We start from the raw sequence: 14,839 nt of genomic DNA on the forward strand, positions 1-14,839 counted from the left end.
CCGGGGCGGTGATCACCCAGGAGACAACATGGCGATACAGCTGGATACGCTGGTTCGGGAGGCATGCGAGCATGTCTGTCCGCTGCCGCACGTCGCCGGGGCCGTCTCGGCCGTTCGCCGACGCGTGGGCGCGGTCCTCGCCGAATGGAACGTGTCCCCCGAGATCGTCGAGGACTCGCTCCTCGTGGTGTCGGAACTGGTCACCAACGCGCTGATCCACGCCGTACCCCCGGCCGCACTGCGGCTGTCGTGGGTCCGGCTCGACGGTTCCGGCACGCTGCGTGTCGAGGTCACCGACGCGGGGCCCGCCCTCCCGGCGGGCCAGCCCGGACTGGGCCTCGACCCGGACGAGCACGGGCGCGGTGAGGAGATCGTGCACGCGCTCGCCGCGCGGCACGGGATACGCGCCCACGCGGGAGGCTTCAGCCGATGGGCGGACCTCGTCACACACTGACCCCCGAACCAGCCGGCCGGGCCCTACGATCCCCAGGGCCCGGCCGGCTTCTTCATGCCGGCTGCCCTGCCTCGGCTCGGCCTTCCCGGCCGGTCACGCACAGGGTGCCGGTCACGCGCAGGGTGCCGGTCACGCGCAGGGTGCCGGTCAGGCGCAGGCTGCCGCTTGCGGCACGGGCTCCTTGCGCAGCAGAAGCAGAGCCGCGTCGTCGTGGAGGCGGCCGCCCACGTGCGCCAGCAGCTCGTTGTGCAGCCCGGTGAGGGTGCGGGCCGGATCGTCGGAGACGTGCCGGGCCAGGCCGTCGGCGAGCGGATAGAACTCGCGGGCGTGGTCGCGGGCCTCGGTGACCCCGTCGGTGTACAGCAGCAGCTGGTCCCCGTCGGCCAGGGACAGGCGCTGGAGGCGCGGCGCCTCGCCGGACAGGGCGCGCAGCCCGAGCGGCGGAGCGGGATGGGTGGGGTGCACCGCGTCGACCTCGCCGGAGGGGGATACCCGCAGCGGGGGTCCGTGTCCACAGTTGACCACTTCCAGTTCGCCGGGGCGCGGGTAACCGGCGACCACCGCGGTGACGAAGTCGTCGGTGCCGAGGTTGCGCGCGAGGCTCCGCTCGATCCTGCCGACGACGGCGAGGAGGTCGGGTTCGTCGTAGGCGGCCTCGCGGAAGACACCGAGCACGAGCGCCGCGGTGCCCACGGCCGGCAGCCCCTTGCCCCGCACGTCGCCGACGATCAGCCGGACCCCGTACGGCGTGGGCACCAGGGCGTAGAGATCACCGCCGATGCGCGCCTCCGCCGCCGCGGCGCTGTAGCGGACCGCCACCTGGAAGGGACCCACGGTCTCCGGGACGGGCGCCAGCAGGGCCTGCTGGGCGGCCTCCGCCACCGAGCGGACGGCGGCGAGCACACGTTCCCGGCGCCGCCGCAGCGCGCTGGCCAGGCAGCTGGCCAGGGTGACGGCCAACAGGGCCACGAGCAGTGCCGACAGTTCGCGGCCGGGAAGGCCGTCACTGCCGAGCGCGACGCCCAGGGCGGCGGCGAGCAGGCCGACGAGGAGGACACCGCGCGGCCCGTTCGTGGCGGCCGCCAGCGCGGGCCCGACGACCAGCACCGGGAGGAAGATCATCCCGGCGCCGCCGACGGCGTCCACGATCGCGATGCCGACCACGACCAGCACCGGCAGCAACGGCAGGCCGGCGGCGAGCTGCGGGGCGGCCCGCCCTCGCAGCCAGGAACCGGACCTGCCCACCTCGTTGCCGAACGGCCACCCGGGGCGGTGGCCGTGACCATGGTCTCGGGTGTGGCTCATGGGTCCGCGCGATCCTCACCTGTACGACGGACACCTCCCGGAATGCGAGAGGTGTTCCCGAAATGTCCGTGTACTCAAGCAAACGGGTTCGGGTGAGGTGCTCACAAGGAGCGGGATTTCAGATAGTGAGCGAGAGGCTCCTGGTGACGCGGTCCGCGGTGGGGAGCAGACGGGACCGGATCTCCGGCAGCCGGGAGTGCTGCTCCACGGGCAGCGAGACGCCGAGCGAGCCGAGCGTGTCCCCGCAGTACACGGGTACGGCGACGCACACCGTACCGAGTGCGTACTCCTCCAGGTCGGTGACGGCCGGGGCCAGGGGGGACTCCTCGATCCTGCGGAGCAGTTCCGGGAGGCTGGTGATCGTCCGCGGGGTGAGGTCGGGGAGGTGGTGCCTGGACAGATAGTCCCGGCGGGACTCCTCGTCCAGCTCGCGGAGCACGGACTTGCCGAGGGCGGTGGCGTGCCCGGCGTCCTCGAACCCCACCCAGAGGTCGACGCGGGGCGCCCGGGGGCCGTCGACGATCTCGGCGACCCTGATCTCGCCCTCCTCGTAGAACGTGAGGTAGGTCGCGGTCGCCAGTTCGTCGCGCAACGCGGCGAGGGCGGGGCGGACGCGGCTGAGCAGCGCCTGATCGCGTCCCGCGACGTGCAGGGCCTGCAGTTTGTCGCCCAGGACGAAGCCGCCGTCAGCGAGTTTGCGCACGTATCCGTCGTGGACCAGCGTGCGCAGCAGGTGGTACGCGGTGGCCAGGGGCAGCCCCGTCTCGCGCGCCAGCTGCTTGGCCGGCGCACCGTTCTCGTGCGCGCTCACCGCTTCCAGCAGGCGAAAGGCGCGCTGTACGGAACTGATGAGCGTGGGGCCGTCCTGACCGCCCATGACACCAGCCTGCGCCGGGCACCGCGCACTGGCAAGACACGCCGATCGCCTCGGGTGCGTCGCCGCCGGACACGGGGAGCCTCGTTCCGGCCGACGCGCGGGGACGCCCCCGTCGACCGGCGCCGACAGCCTCTCCCTGTCCGCGGCGGCGCCTCTGTGCCGACAACGGAGGCTCCCGGCCGCCGGCCGGGAGCCTCAGGGCTCCTCCGGCGCATGTACCTGGAAGCCTCCCCGTCCGTCGAACCGGACGTCGTACACCGCGTCGAAGCCGTCGGCCGGCGTGGGCCGGCGCAGGCGTCGTAGCGTGGCGTGGACGCCGATGTCGGGCACCCGGGCGCGTCCGGTGCGCGCGGCGTTGCGGCGCAGCGAGCCCGCGAGGTCGGGCGGGAACCAGTAGGCGCTGACCGAGGCGCCGTGGGCGCGGGCAGCGGCCAGCAACGGGTCCCACTCCTCCGGTGAGGGGTTGGTGTTGTCGACCACCACGGACCGCCCTGCCGCGAGCGCCTCCGTCACGAGCCGCATCTGCCGCTTCTGCTTGTGCCGGGCCGATCGCGGGAAGGCGTCCTTGCCGACCCGCACGTGCCCGTCGCGAAGGCACCGCTCGTAGAAGGTGGACTTCCCCGACGCCTGCAGGCCGACGAACACCACCAGTTCAGCCACCGCGCCCAGCCCTCCCCTTCCGGCCCCGGCCGCCCGCGGAAGAGCCGGGCCGCCGCCCCCGGCTACTCGACGGCCGGATCCTCCTGCGCGCACCGCACCGCCCGCTGCACCTCACGCTCCACGTCCGTCCGGCCGGCGCCCGTGGCCTCGGCGTGCGCGCCGATCGCCGCCTGTACGGCGTCCTGCGCGGCGCGCCAGCGACGCACCTGCGCCTCGTACTCGTCACCGGTCAGGCCCGCCAGACGAGCGCGCGCCGCCTCGGCGGTGCACTCCAACGCGATCAGCTCATCGGGGATGTCTGCCACGTACCCGAGCCTACGCGTCCGGCGTGGCCCGCCGCCCGTCGAAGCCACCGCCCGGGCGGCACCCTTCCGGGCGGGCCGGACCGGCCCACCCGGCCGCCTCAGCCGCGGGCGGCCACGTACAGACTCTGGGTGCTGCGGCCGAGCGGGCCCTTCTCGTCGTGCAGCGCCGATTCGGCGAGGCCGATGCCCGCGCCGTCCACCATCGTCCGTGCGTCCAGGCAGACCCACTCACCCTCGGGGTGGCGGTGCAGGCCGACGGTGAGGTCGGCGTTGACGAAGACATAGCGGTGGAAGTCGAGCGCGGCGCTGACGCCGTTGCCCGAGTCGGCAGCGGTGAGCACCCGGCTGAGGGGCTTGATCTCCTCGCCCGCGACCAACGGGACCCGCATGCGCATCCAGGCCGTGGCCGGGCCCGCCTCCAGGAACGACCCGGCGGCGAAACGCACCTCCATGGCCGTGTGGTAGCCCTGGTCCCACGGAACGGGGAAGAACGCCTTCGCGGGCGCGGCTTCGGGCCCGGGCACCCGGCGGCCCGGCGACACCTCCGGCACCGAGCCCGGCACGCTCTTCATCAGCAGGGCCGTCGCCCGCATCACCTCCGGGCCGCCGTCGGGTGCGACCGCGGCCTCGACGAGTTCGACGCTGCGCCCGGCACGCAGGACCCGCGTGGTCACGGTCAGCGGACGGATCGGGACCGGGCGCGTGATCTCGTAGGTGAGCCTGGTGATCCGCATGTCCGGCCGGGCGCCCGGCCGTTCGTCGACGGCCAGGGCGAGCAGGGCGGCCGGGGGACCCGCGTGCTGGGAGTCCGCGTCCCAGGGACCCCGCGTGCAAGCGGTGGGAGAAAACCGGTCGGCGGCTTCCCGTACGTAGAAGGCCTCGGCCTCCGGCACCGGCGTCATGGCGGTTCCTCCCTGTCGCGTGGATCATCCGTCGCCCATATTACTAAGCGCTTGCTCATCGCGGCAGGGGAAGCGGCGACGCGGTCACCCACGCCGGTGCGCCCGGACCGCACTTCCGCCGTCACCCGCGTCCGCCCCGCCCGCAGTCGCCAGGAACCGGCTGGAAAGCTACGGTCGCCCACCTTGACGGACCACCGACAACTCCCCTAGTTTGCGACCGCATCGCCGTTTTGAAACGTTTCAATGCCTCTCGTGGCCCCACTCAGCTCCGCCCCGCCCGAGTGAAGGAGTACTCCGTTGGCCGGTCAGCCCACACCCCCCGCACCGGACGCGTCCGCCCCGAAGGACCGACAGCCGCTCAGCCGGCGCCACTTCCTCGGCACGGGATCGGCACTGGCCGTGGGTGCCCTCACCGCCGGAGCCTTCGGCGCGCTCTCGGGTCGCGCCCAGGCGGCCGCGGACCCGTCGGACGCCGAACCCGTCGCCCTGTCCCCCGCTCGCTGGATCTGGTACCCGGAAGGGGATCCGCGCAGCGACGCTCCCACCGGGCATCGCTACTTCCGCACCCGGTTCACCGTCGCCGAGGGCGAGGTGACCGACGCCCAGCTCGTCGTCACGGGGGACGACACGGTCGATGTGTGGCTCAACGGAAAGCCGCTGGCCGCCTCCCCCCGAGTGGCCGACTCCTGGCGGAACTCCCTGTACGTGGACCTGCGTCCCGCCGTGACGGCCGGTACCAACACCCTCGCGCTGGCATGCCGGAATCAAGGCGGGCCGGCCGGCGTCATCGGGCGGGTGCGGGTCCAGACCGCCGGCGGCACGGCCGACGTCGTCACCGACGCCCGCTGGTCGGCCGCCAGGACGGTGACCGAGGGGTGGGAGCAGCCCGGCTCCGGCGACGACGGCTGGTCCGCCGCCCGGGACCTGGGCGCCTACGGCATCGCCCCCTGGTACTCCGCCGTGGCCGCTCCCGACCTCTCGGGCGCGTCACCGCTGAGCGTGGCCGCCCGCACCGTGGAGCACCGCACGCGTCCGCTCGGCGTCGACGCCGCGCAGCCGCGGTTCGGCTGGCAACTCGACTCGACGGCACCGCAGCAGCGGCAGGCGGCGTACCAGATCCAGGTCTCGTCGACGGCCGACGGCACGGGCGACGTGTGGGACAGCGGCCGTGTCGCGTCCGACCGGCAGGTCGACCTCGCCTACGCGGGTGGGCACCTCGCGGGCCTGACCCGCTACTTCTGGCGGGTACGCGTGTGGGACACCCGGGGCCGGGCGAGCGCCTGGAGCGACCGCCAGTGGTTCGAGACCGGGCTGCCGGCGGCCGGTGACGAGTGGCGGGCCGCGTTCATCGGCCGGCCTCCGGGACCGGACCTGTCGGGAGCCGCGTGGATCTGGTACCCGGAGGGTGACCCCGGGGCGGGGCGCCCCGTCGAGACCCGGTACTTCCGGCGCACCTTCACGGTGACGGGCCCGCCGGCCGGCGCCACGCTGATCGTGACCGGTGACGACACGGCGGACGTCTGGGTCAACGGAGTGCTGGTGAGCGCATCGACACGCGTGACCGACTCGTGGAGGAGCGCCGCACTCGTCGATGTCACCGCCCAACTCACCAGTGGCGCCAACACGATCGCGATCGCGAGCCGGAACTCGAGCCAGTCCCCTGCCGGTCTGATCGCCAAGCTGACGGTGACCGGCGGTCCCACCGTGGTGACGGACGGCTCGTGGAAGTCGTACCAGGACGCGCCGTCCGGCTGGGAGGGCACGGGATACGACGACCGGAGCTGGCCGGCCGTACGGGTGGTCGCGTCCTACGGCGGTGGGCCGTGGGGGTCGAACGTGCGTGTCGTGCGGCCCGCGCCGCTCCTGCGGGGAACCTTCACCGTGCGCAGACCGGTGGCGTCCGCGCGGCTGCTGGCGACGGCGCTCGGGCTGCACGAGACCCGGCTCAACGGTGCGAGGGTGGGCGACGACGTGCTCGCCCCCGGCTGGACCGACTACACCAAGCGTGTGCAGTACCGGGTCTTCGACGTCACCGAGCGGATCCGCCAGGGGAGGAACGCGCTCGGCGCCTGGCTGGGCAACGGCTGGTACTCCGGCAGCCTGGGCTTCGCCGGCAGCCAGCGGTACGGCACACAGCCCTGGTACTCGGCGCAGTTGCTCCTCACCTTCACCGACGGCACCACCCAGTGGGTGACGACCGACGGCAGCTGGAGGACGACGACCGGGGCCATCACCGCGGACGATCTGTACCAGGGCGAGTCCTACGACGCCCGTCTGCACGTCGACGGCTGGGACGCGGCCGACTTCGACGACAGCGGCTGGGCCCCCGCGACGGTACGGGACGGGGCCGCGCCCCACCTGGTCGCCCAGGTGGACAACGGGGTCACCGTGCAGCACGAGTTCCGTACCGTGTCGGTCACCCAGCCGAAGACCGGGGTGTGGATCTTCGACCTGGGGCAGAACTTCACGGGCTGGAACCGCATTTCGGTCCGCGGGGCCGCCGGTACGACGGTCACCGTCCGGCACGGCGAGGTGCTCGACCACGACGGCACGCTCTACACGGCCAACCTGCGCGCCGCCCAGGCCACCGACCGGTTCACCCTCGCCGGCACCGGGGACGTGGAGACGTACGAGCCCCGGTTCACGGTCCACGGCTACCGGTACGTCGAACTCACCGGCCTGCCCGAGGGGTTCACACCCGACGAGTCGACCGTCACCGGTCGCGCGGTGTGGACGGACGCGGGACAGCCGGGCTCGTTCCAGACCTCCGAGCCCCTGCTCGACCGGCTCCAGCACAACATCGTGTGGGGCGAGCGCAGCAACATGCTCTCCATCCCGACCGACTGCCCCCAGCGGGACGAACGTCTGGGCTGGACGGGCGACATCGCCGCGTTCTGCGCGACGTCCACGTTCAACCTGGACACCCACACCTTCCTCGCCAAGTTCGCGGACGACCTGGTGGACGCCCAGCAGTCCAACGGCGCCTTCACCGATGTCGCTCCCGCGGTGATCAACGGTTCGGGCACCGCCGGCTGGGGCGACGCGGGCACGATCATCCCCTACACGCTGTGGCAGCGCTTCGGCGACCTCACCGTCGTCGACCGGCACTTCCCGGCCATGGCGAAGTGGGTGGACTACCTGCGCGGCACCGCCGGCAGTGACCTGATACGCAATCAGCAGACCTACGGCGACTGGCTCAACGTCAACGACAACACCGCCCAGGACCTCATCTGCACGGCCTTCTTCGCCCGGTCGGCCCGGCTGGTCGCGCACATGGCCGCCGCCACCGGCCGCAAGGCCGAGGCCACGTCGTACGGGCGGCTCGCCGACCAGGTGGCGGCCGCCTTCAGTGCCCGTTTCGTCTCCGGCGACGGCACGGTGCGCGGCAACACCCAGACCGGCTATGTGCTGGCCCTGGCCTTCGAACTGCTCCCGGCGTCCCTGGTCCAGCCGGCCGCGGACAAGCTGGCCGCCAAGGTCACCGCGAGCGGCGGGCACCTCAGCGTGGGCTTCCTCGGCGTCGAGAACCTGCTGCCCGTGCTGGCCGACCACGGGCACGCCGACACCGCGTACCGCATCCTGCTGCAACGCGGCTTTCCCGGCTGGGGCTACATGATCGACCACGGTGCCACCACGATCTGGGAGCGCTGGGACGGCATCCGTGCCGACGGCTCCTTCAACGATCCGGGCATGAACTCGTTCAACCACTACGGCCTGGGCTCGGTCGGTGACTTCCTCTACCGGTACGTCGGCGGACTCGGCCCCGCGAGCCCCGGCTACGCCTCCCTGCGCATCGCTCCACGGCCGGGCGGGGGGCTCACCTCCGCCGACTGCACCTACGACACGCCCTTCGGCACCGCGGCGAGCACCTGGTCGGTGACCGGCACCCAGCTCACCCTGCGGGTGACGGTGCCGGCCAACACCTTCGCCGCGGTCACGGTCCCCACGTCCCGACCGCAGTCGGTCACAGCCCCCGCCCAGGCCGTCCCGACGGGTTCGGCGACCTATCACGTGCCCGCGGGCAGCTACACCTTCACCGCACCGGTCTGACCGGACCGGCACCGGACCGGCACGGCGCGCTTCCCACGGCCGGCTCACGGGGTCGGCAGCAGCACACCGGGATTGAGGACGCCGGCCGGGTCGAGGGCGGTCTTGGTGGCCGTCAGTGCCGCGGCGAAGGGGCCGGGGCGCTGGCGGTCGTACCAGGGGCGGTGGTCGCGGCCGACCGCGTGGTGGTGGGTGATCGTGCCGCCGTGCGTCTCGATCGCCTCGGACACCGCCGCCTTGATGTGGTCCCACTGGCTCACCATGCTCCCCCAGCGGCCGGGGGCGTACACGCCGAAGTACGGCGCCGGTCCGTCCGGATAGACGTGGGTGAACCGGCAGGTGACCACGCCGGTGCCGGTGACCTCGTACATGGCCTGCCGGGCCGCCTCGGTGACCGCCCGGTGAAGTGCGTCGAACCTGTCCCACGTGCACGCCGTCTCGAACGTCTCGGCGATCACCGCGTGACGGGCCATCGCGTCGCGCTGGTAGGGCATGCGCAGGAACGACGAGCGCCAGTTCTCCGCCGCGGACCCGGCGCCGGAGGGGCCGTCCGGCTCTCCCCCGGCGTGGCCGGGCACCTCGCCCGAGGTGACGCCCGACGGCAGACCGCCGTGGTCACGGCAGAGTTCCAGGGCCCGCTCCAGTCGGGCGTGGACCGGGTGGTCCGCCGACTCGAAGGCGAGGACGAGCAGCCCGCCGCCGACGTCCGCGCCCGCGTTGAGCAGGGCCTCGGCCGCGTCGAGGAGGCGGCAGTTCGCCGGGTTCAGCCCGCTCTGCGCGATCGCCCGGGTGGCGGCCACCGCCGCCGCGTACTCGCCGAACCGGACCGACGCCCTGGCGCGCCACCGAGGGCGTCGCTGCACCCGCATCCACGCCTCGGTGATGACGCCCAGCGTGCCCTCGCTACCGAGGAAGAGGCGGTCCGGTGACGGTCCCGCGCCGGAGCCGGGCAGCCGCCGCGACGCGCTGACCCCGCTCGGCGTGACCACGCGCATCGACTCGACCAGGTCGTCGATGTGCGTGTACAGCGTCGCGTAGTGCCCGCCGGCGCGCGTGGCGAGCCAACCGCCGAGCGTGGAGAACTCGAAGGACTGCGGGAAGTGCCGCAGGGTCAGCCCGTGGGGGCGCAGCTGGTCCTCCAGCCGCGGGCCGAACACGCCTGCCTGGATACGGGCGGCCCGGCTCGTCCGGTCGATCTCCACCACCTGGTCCAGTCGTTCCAGGTCCACGGTGACCACGCCGGGGCGGCCGTCGAAGCGCGGCTCGACCCCGCCGACCACCGAACTGCCCCCGCCGAACGGGATCACGGCGATGCCCTCGCGCGTGCACCAGTCGAGGAGGTCGACCACGTCGCGCTCGTCGCGCGGCCGTGCCACGAGGTCCGGCACATGGCGCAGGTCGCCCTGGAGGTTGCGCACCACGTCCCGGAACGCCTTGCCGTGCGCGTGGGCCGCCCGGTCGCGCGGGTCGGCGGAGCACAGGCCGGCCAGGGAGGCGGGCGGGGTCACCCGGGGCTCGGGCAGGCCGAGCGAGGCGATGTCCGGTGGCTCGTGATCCGTCAGTTCCCCCGGCATCAGCATGCGCGCCCGTTCGAGCAGCGCCTCGAGTTCGGCGCCCTTCACCGCGTCCTCGACCTTGCCCCAGCCCCACCACGACCGCGTCATGACACACCACTCCCGCCAATTGACCCATGGGTAAATTACTGTGCGGTCATATCGTGGGGTAGGATCGGGCCCATGGGCAAGGCCGGAACGAAGGGCGTCTCCCGCGCCGACCGGGAGCGACAGATCGTCGACGTGGCGCTGGAGGAGTTCGGCAGCAAGGGCTACACGGGGGTGTCCGTCGCGGCCGTCGCGCTGCGCGCGGGGATCTCCAAGCCGCTGGTGTACAGCTACTTCGACTCCAAGGACGGCCTGTACCTCGCCTGCGTCCACCGGGTGGGCGGCCTGCTGGTGGACGCCGTGGCCGCCGCCGGGACGCGCAGCGGATCGGCGCAGCACGCGCTGGACACGCTGTCCGCGATCTTCACCGCGGTCGAGGACTGCCGGTACGCCTGGGCGGTGCTCTACGACCCGGCCCTGCCGCCGGCCGGTGAGACGCGCGACGCCGTGCAGTTCTACCGCGGGCGCCTCGCGGCCATGGGTGCGGCCGGCGCGGCGGGCCTCCTCAGCCACGCCGGGCACGACGATCCGCTCGACCACCAGCTCCTCGACCACGTCTGGCAGTACACGGTGGCGGCGGTGATGCGCTGGTGGTCCGACCACCCGGACCAGAGCGCGGCCGAGATGACGGCCCGCTGCGCCCGCCTGCTCACCTCGCTGGGCGCCGGCTGACCCGCGCGTCCCGGCGCCGGAACCGGCGCCGCGACCGGGCCCGGTCGGGCGAGTGCGCGACCGGTCAGCCGACCCAGGAACCCGTGAGGGCCTGCACCGCGGAGCCGTCGACGTCGGCCAGCTTGGTGCCGACGAAGGCACGGGCCCAGTCGGTGGTCTGGATCCGGAAGGCGGGCCGCTCGGCGTCGAGGGCCTCCATGACCGCCTCCGCCGCACCGGCCGGGGTCTGCGCGGTGCCGTCCAGGAACTGCTCCACGGTGCGGTCGATGTAGTGGCGCAGCGCGTCGGTGTACGCGCCGGCGTCGATACCGGCTTCGAGGTCGACGCCGATGTTGTTCACGAACTCGGTCGCCACGGCGCCGGGTTCCACGACGGACACGCTCACACCGAGCGTCCCGGCGACGGGGGCCAGGCTCTCCATGTAGCCCTCGACGGCGAACTTGGCTGCGCAGTAGGCCTCGTTGAACGGCTGGCCGACGACACCGCCGACGCTGGTGACGGTGATCAGGCGGCCGCCGACGGCGCGCAGGTGCGGCAGCGCGGCCTTGGAGACGCTGAGCACACCGAAGAAGTTGACCTCCATCACCTTGCGGACGTCCGCGAGGGAGTCGTTCTCCAGGGTGCCCAGGTGGCCGGCGCCCGCGTTGTTGACGACGGCGTCCAGGCGGCCGTAGTCGGCGATCACACCGTCGATCGCGGCGGCGACCGAGGTCTCGTCGGTGACGTCGAGGCGGCGGATGTCGAGCTCCACGCCCGCTTCGGCGGCGGCCTTGCGCAGCGCGTCGGCGCGGGTGGTGTCGCGGAGGGTGGCGACCGTGCGCCAGCCCGCCCGGGCGGCGGCCACGGCGGCGGCCAGGCCGATACCGGAGGAGGTACCGGTGATGAGGACGGTGCGGTCGGTGCGGGGGGTGGCGGACATGGGGGGCCTTTCGAGCGATCGGAAGCACGCTCGTTTATGTGCGTGCACACACAACATAGCCTTATGTGTGTGCACACGCAACCCCGCCTATACTGCGACGCATGCCGAAGAAGCTGCCCCAGGCCGAGATGCCCGCCGCCGACTACGCCTTCTACGGGCTCGTCTGGGCCGGCACCGTGATGACCGAACGCGTCGACCGGGCCCTCACCAAGGCGCACGACCTCCCGGTGTCCTGGTTCGAGGTCATGCTCTGGCTGGCCTCCAGCCCCGATCCGGTGCCCGCGTCCGTCCTCGGCAACAGCACCATGCTCAGCCGCAGCCAGGTCTCGCGGGTGGTCGACGCCCTCCAGGCCCGCGGCCTCGTCAGCCGCACCCCGTCCGCGCGTGACGCACGGTCGGTCGAGATCTCGCTGACCGACGAGGGCCACGGCCTCTTCGAGCGGGCCGACGCCACCCGCCGTGAGGTCCTGGCGCCGGTGTTCACCGATCTCCTCGACGAGCACGACCTGGAGGCGCTCGGCACGGTGTGGCGCAAACTCAAGGCGGACAAGGAGCGGCTGGCACAGGACCCGGTGACCGGGCCCGCCGAGCGGCGCCGGTGAACCGCGCCGACAAATGAGGTGCCCCGCGGGGCGGCCGCGCCCTAGGGTGGTGCTCGTTCAGGTGCGCAGGCAGCGGCTACTTCGCCTGCACAGCGGGAAACGCGGGTTCGAATCCCGTCGCCGGCTTCCTGCCGGTGTCGTCCAGCGGCCCAGGACACCTCAGCCGCCGCCGACCTCGATCTCTGAACGGCTACGGCAGCAGCCGCCCGCCCGGGGCATACCCGGCGGGCGGCTTCGTCGTCCCTGCGCCCTCGCCCTCACCCCTCCGGTGGCGGCGTGGACCGCGGAGCCGGACCTCAGCCCTGCTCGCGCAGGCCCCAGGGAGTGCCGTACTCGGCGAGCAGGTCGAGGAACGGGCGGGGCGGCAGGGCCTCGGGGCCGAGGACTCCCTTGCCCGACCAGGCGCCGGTGGCGAGGAGTTCGAGGGCGACGACCGGATTCACCGCGGTCTGCCAGACCACGGCCTGGGAGCCGTACTCGTCCATCGACCACTGGTTGTCGACCACGTGGTAGAGGTACACCTCGCGGGGAGCGCCGTCCTTCGTGCCCTTCACCCAGGTGCCGGCACACGTCTTGCCGGTCATGCGGTCGCCCAGGGTGGCCGGGTCCGGCAGGCAGGCGGCGACCACGTCCCGCGGGGAGACCCGCACGGTCCCGCCCCCGCCCGGGACGCCGACCTTCGCGGTGGAGTCCAGGCCCAGCTCGTGGAGGGTCTTCAGCTTGGCGATGAAGTCGTCGCCGAGGCCGTACTTGAACGTCACCCGCCGGGCGTCCACCCAGCGCGGGATGAGCAGCACCTCCTCGTGCTCCACGTTCACGCACTCGACCGGGCCGATGCCCTCGGGGAAGTCGAAGACCTCCGGTTCGCTGAACGGCGCGGTGGTGAACCAGCCCCGGTCCCTCTCGTAGACCACCGGCGGGTTCAGGCACTCCTCGATGGTGGTCCAGATGCTGAAGGAAGGGGCGAAGTCATAGCCCTCGACGGTCAGGTTGGCCCCGTCACGGACGCCGATCTCCTCGATCTCGTCGAAGAGTTCGTCGGCGGCGTACCGGGCGAAGACATCGGACAGCCCGGGTTCCACCCCCATGCCGACCAGCGCCAGCCGGCCCGACTCCGCCCAGCGGCCGGCCAGTTCGAATTGGTCGTCGCCCAGCTTGACGCCGCACTCCTCGTACGGGCGCTCGGCGTGCGGGGCGGACAGCGACATGGCCATGTCGACGTAGTGCGCGCCCGTCGCGAGCGCCGCGCGGAACAGGGGCATCACGAATCGCGGGTCGGTCGCGTTGAGCAGGACGTCGCAGCGCTCCTCCGCGAGCAGCCGGCGCACCCCGTCCTCGTCCGAGGCGTCCAGGCGCCGGGCGCTGAAGCGGTCTCCCCGCTCCTTCAGCGCGGCGACGGCCGCCTCGGCCCGGCTCAGGTCGTAGTCCGCCACGACCATGTGGGTCAGGAAGCCGCGGCGGGCCGCGATCCGGGTGACGGCGGTTCCGACACCGCCCGCGCCCACGAGAAGTACTCGCATGTCCGACACCTTTCTCCGTAAGGCACCCGCCTTTGCGGGACGCCCCGATGCAACGGGACCGCCCAAGGTAAAGTCAACTGCGTTGGCATAAGGAGCGCCGCCGTGGCGCGCCGAGGAGGAGTGGTCCGCATGGCCAAGCAGGTGGTGTCCGAGGCGGCGCGGCGCAGGCGCCGGCCGACCCAGCAGGGCACGGTGCTGTCCGAGGCGCTGATCGTGCGGACCGCGCTGCGGGTGCTGCGCGAACACGGCAGCGCCGGCCTGACCGCGCGCCGGCTGGGCACCGCGCTCGGCGCGGACCCGAGCACCCTGTACCGCTACTTCGGCGGTATGGACGACCTGACCCGGGCCATCGGCGAGGAGCTGATGGGGCGGGCGCTGGACAGCTGGACCGCCACCGGCGCGTGGCGCGCGGACCTGCGTGCCCTCGGGCTCGCCATCCACTCCGCGTACCTCGCCCACCCGCACGCCGCCGCCCTGACCGCGAGCCGGGTGACGGGCCGGCCCCGGGAGATCGCGGTCGACGAGACGATCCTGGGCATCCTGCGCTCCGCGGGCTTCCCCGACCCCGCCGCCGTCCGGCTCTACCACGCCTTCATCGACCTGAGTCTGGCCTTCGTGGCCCTCGACGCCGGAGCGCTCGCCCTGACGGAGGAGGCCCGTGCGGCGGACGAGGACATGTGGACCTCCACCTATGCCCGGCTCCCCGCCGAGAGCTACCCGCACATCGCCGCGACCGCCTCCCTGCTGGCCGCGCGCATGCCGCACAGCGCCTACCCGACCGTCCTGGACACCCTGCTGGAGAGCGCCGCCGCGCAACTGGCCCCGGCACGGTCCGCGGGCACCGCCCGTGGCCGGTCCGCCCGGCCGGACGGACCGGCCGACGGCAGGTGAGCAGGGCGCGCGCCGCGGGTCGGC

At 73.1% G+C, this 14,839-nt stretch carries 13 protein-coding genes; 5 read left to right on the top strand and 8 right to left on the bottom strand.

From position 1 onward, the window contains the following. The first annotated feature begins 28 nt into the window (after positions 1 to 28). On the top strand, positions 29 to 454 hold the full coding sequence (locus ACF08B_RS22380; protein WP_392318972.1) for an ATP-binding protein: 426 nt from the start codon (positions 29 to 31) through the stop codon (positions 452 to 454). Between the two features lie 147 nt (positions 455 to 601). On the opposite strand, the gene ACF08B_RS22385 is transcribed toward ACF08B_RS22380, so the two are convergent. The 5 genes from ACF08B_RS22385 to ACF08B_RS22405 form a co-directional block, all read right to left on the bottom strand. Continuing rightward, on the bottom strand, positions 602 to 1,759 hold the full coding sequence (locus ACF08B_RS22385; RefSeq protein ID WP_392318973.1) for a PP2C family protein-serine/threonine phosphatase: 1,158 nt from the start codon (positions 1,757 to 1,759) through the stop codon (positions 602 to 604). Between the two features lie 118 nt (positions 1,760 to 1,877). Further along, positions 1,878 to 2,636 (bottom strand): IclR family transcriptional regulator, encoded by a 759-nt coding sequence (locus ACF08B_RS22390; protein WP_392318974.1) that lies wholly within the window; start codon positions 2,634 to 2,636, stop codon positions 1,878 to 1,880. Positions 2,637 to 2,831: 195 nt separating this feature from the next. After that, positions 2,832 to 3,296, bottom strand: coding sequence for an AAA family ATPase (locus ACF08B_RS22395; protein ID WP_392318975.1), 465 nt, complete (start codon positions 3,294 to 3,296; stop codon positions 2,832 to 2,834). 62 nt (positions 3,297 to 3,358) lie between these two features. Continuing rightward, positions 3,359 to 3,601 carry a hypothetical protein gene (locus ACF08B_RS22400; protein ID WP_392318976.1) on the bottom strand — a complete coding sequence of 81 codons (243 nt, stop codon included), beginning with the start codon at positions 3,599 to 3,601 and terminating at the stop codon, positions 3,359 to 3,361. Between the two features lie 98 nt (positions 3,602 to 3,699). Continuing rightward, a complete protein-coding gene (locus tag ACF08B_RS22405) occupies positions 3,700 to 4,503 on the bottom strand; it encodes a thioesterase family protein (RefSeq protein ID WP_392318977.1) in 804 nt (267 codons plus the stop codon). Between the two features lie 297 nt (positions 4,504 to 4,800). Between ACF08B_RS22405 and ACF08B_RS22410 the strand changes: the two genes are divergently transcribed. Beyond that, on the top strand, positions 4,801 to 8,553 hold the full coding sequence (locus tag ACF08B_RS22410; RefSeq protein WP_392318978.1) for a family 78 glycoside hydrolase catalytic domain: 3,753 nt from the start codon (positions 4,801 to 4,803) through the stop codon (positions 8,551 to 8,553). A 44-nt stretch (positions 8,554 to 8,597) separates the two neighbouring features. Here ACF08B_RS22410 and ACF08B_RS22415 read toward each other — a convergent pair whose 3' ends face one another. Next, positions 8,598 to 10,214 (bottom strand): FAD-binding oxidoreductase, encoded by a 1,617-nt coding sequence (locus ACF08B_RS22415; protein WP_392318979.1) that lies wholly within the window; start codon positions 10,212 to 10,214, stop codon positions 8,598 to 8,600. Positions 10,215 to 10,286: 72 nt separating this feature from the next. Between ACF08B_RS22415 and ACF08B_RS22420 the strand changes: the two genes are divergently transcribed. Next, complete coding sequence (locus ACF08B_RS22420) at positions 10,287 to 10,883, top strand: TetR/AcrR family transcriptional regulator (RefSeq protein WP_392318980.1); 597 nt, start codon at positions 10,287 to 10,289, stop codon at positions 10,881 to 10,883. A 64-nt stretch (positions 10,884 to 10,947) separates the two neighbouring features. On the opposite strand, the gene ACF08B_RS22425 is transcribed toward ACF08B_RS22420, so the two are convergent. After that, a complete protein-coding gene (locus tag ACF08B_RS22425) occupies positions 10,948 to 11,802 on the bottom strand; it encodes an SDR family oxidoreductase (protein ID WP_392318981.1) in 855 nt (284 codons plus the stop codon). Positions 11,803 to 11,903: 101 nt separating this feature from the next. On the opposite strand from ACF08B_RS22425, the gene ACF08B_RS22430 reads away from it, so the two are divergent. Next, positions 11,904 to 12,404, top strand: coding sequence for a MarR family winged helix-turn-helix transcriptional regulator (locus ACF08B_RS22430; RefSeq protein ID WP_392318982.1), 501 nt, complete (start codon positions 11,904 to 11,906; stop codon positions 12,402 to 12,404). A gap of 296 nt (positions 12,405 to 12,700) precedes the next feature. Here ACF08B_RS22430 and ACF08B_RS22435 read toward each other — a convergent pair whose 3' ends face one another. Then, a complete protein-coding gene (locus ACF08B_RS22435; protein WP_392318983.1) occupies positions 12,701 to 13,924 on the bottom strand; it encodes a saccharopine dehydrogenase family protein in 1,224 nt (407 codons plus the stop codon). 129 nt (positions 13,925 to 14,053) lie between these two features. On the opposite strand from ACF08B_RS22435, the gene ACF08B_RS22440 reads away from it, so the two are divergent. Beyond that, a complete protein-coding gene (locus ACF08B_RS22440; RefSeq protein ID WP_392318984.1) occupies positions 14,054 to 14,815 on the top strand; it encodes a TetR/AcrR family transcriptional regulator in 762 nt (253 codons plus the stop codon). Positions 14,816 to 14,839: the final 24 nt, after the last annotated feature.

This window comes from Streptomyces sp. NPDC015139 (assembly GCF_043079785.1).
Taxonomy (GTDB): Bacteria; Actinomycetota; Actinomycetes; order Streptomycetales; family Streptomycetaceae; genus Streptomyces; species Streptomyces albidocamelliae.

What these genes read in the sequence shown, in the direction of transcription:
- ACF08B_RS22380 (WP_392318972.1), top strand. Translation starts at nt 29, where the DNA reads ATGGCGATACAGCTGGATACGCTGGTTCGGGAGGCATGCGAGCATGTC.
- ACF08B_RS22385 (WP_392318973.1), bottom strand. Translation starts at nt 1,759, where the DNA reads ATGAGCCACACCCGAGACCATGGTCACGGCCACCGCCCCGGGTGGCCG.
- ACF08B_RS22390 (WP_392318974.1), bottom strand. Translation starts at nt 2,636, where the DNA reads ATGGGCGGTCAGGACGGCCCCACGCTCATCAGTTCCGTACAGCGCGCC.
- ACF08B_RS22405 (WP_392318977.1), bottom strand. Translation starts at nt 4,503, where the DNA reads ATGACGCCGGTGCCGGAGGCCGAGGCCTTCTACGTACGGGAAGCCGCC.
- ACF08B_RS22415 (WP_392318979.1), bottom strand. Translation starts at nt 10,214, where the DNA reads ATGACGCGGTCGTGGTGGGGCTGGGGCAAGGTCGAGGACGCGGTGAAG.
- ACF08B_RS22420 (WP_392318980.1), top strand. Translation starts at nt 10,287, where the DNA reads ATGGGCAAGGCCGGAACGAAGGGCGTCTCCCGCGCCGACCGGGAGCGA.
- ACF08B_RS22425 (WP_392318981.1), bottom strand. Translation starts at nt 11,802, where the DNA reads ATGTCCGCCACCCCCCGCACCGACCGCACCGTCCTCATCACCGGTACC.
- ACF08B_RS22430 (WP_392318982.1), top strand. Translation starts at nt 11,904, where the DNA reads ATGCCGAAGAAGCTGCCCCAGGCCGAGATGCCCGCCGCCGACTACGCC.
- ACF08B_RS22435 (WP_392318983.1), bottom strand. Translation starts at nt 13,924, where the DNA reads ATGCGAGTACTTCTCGTGGGCGCGGGCGGTGTCGGAACCGCCGTCACC.
- ACF08B_RS22440 (WP_392318984.1), top strand. Translation starts at nt 14,054, where the DNA reads ATGGCCAAGCAGGTGGTGTCCGAGGCGGCGCGGCGCAGGCGCCGGCCG.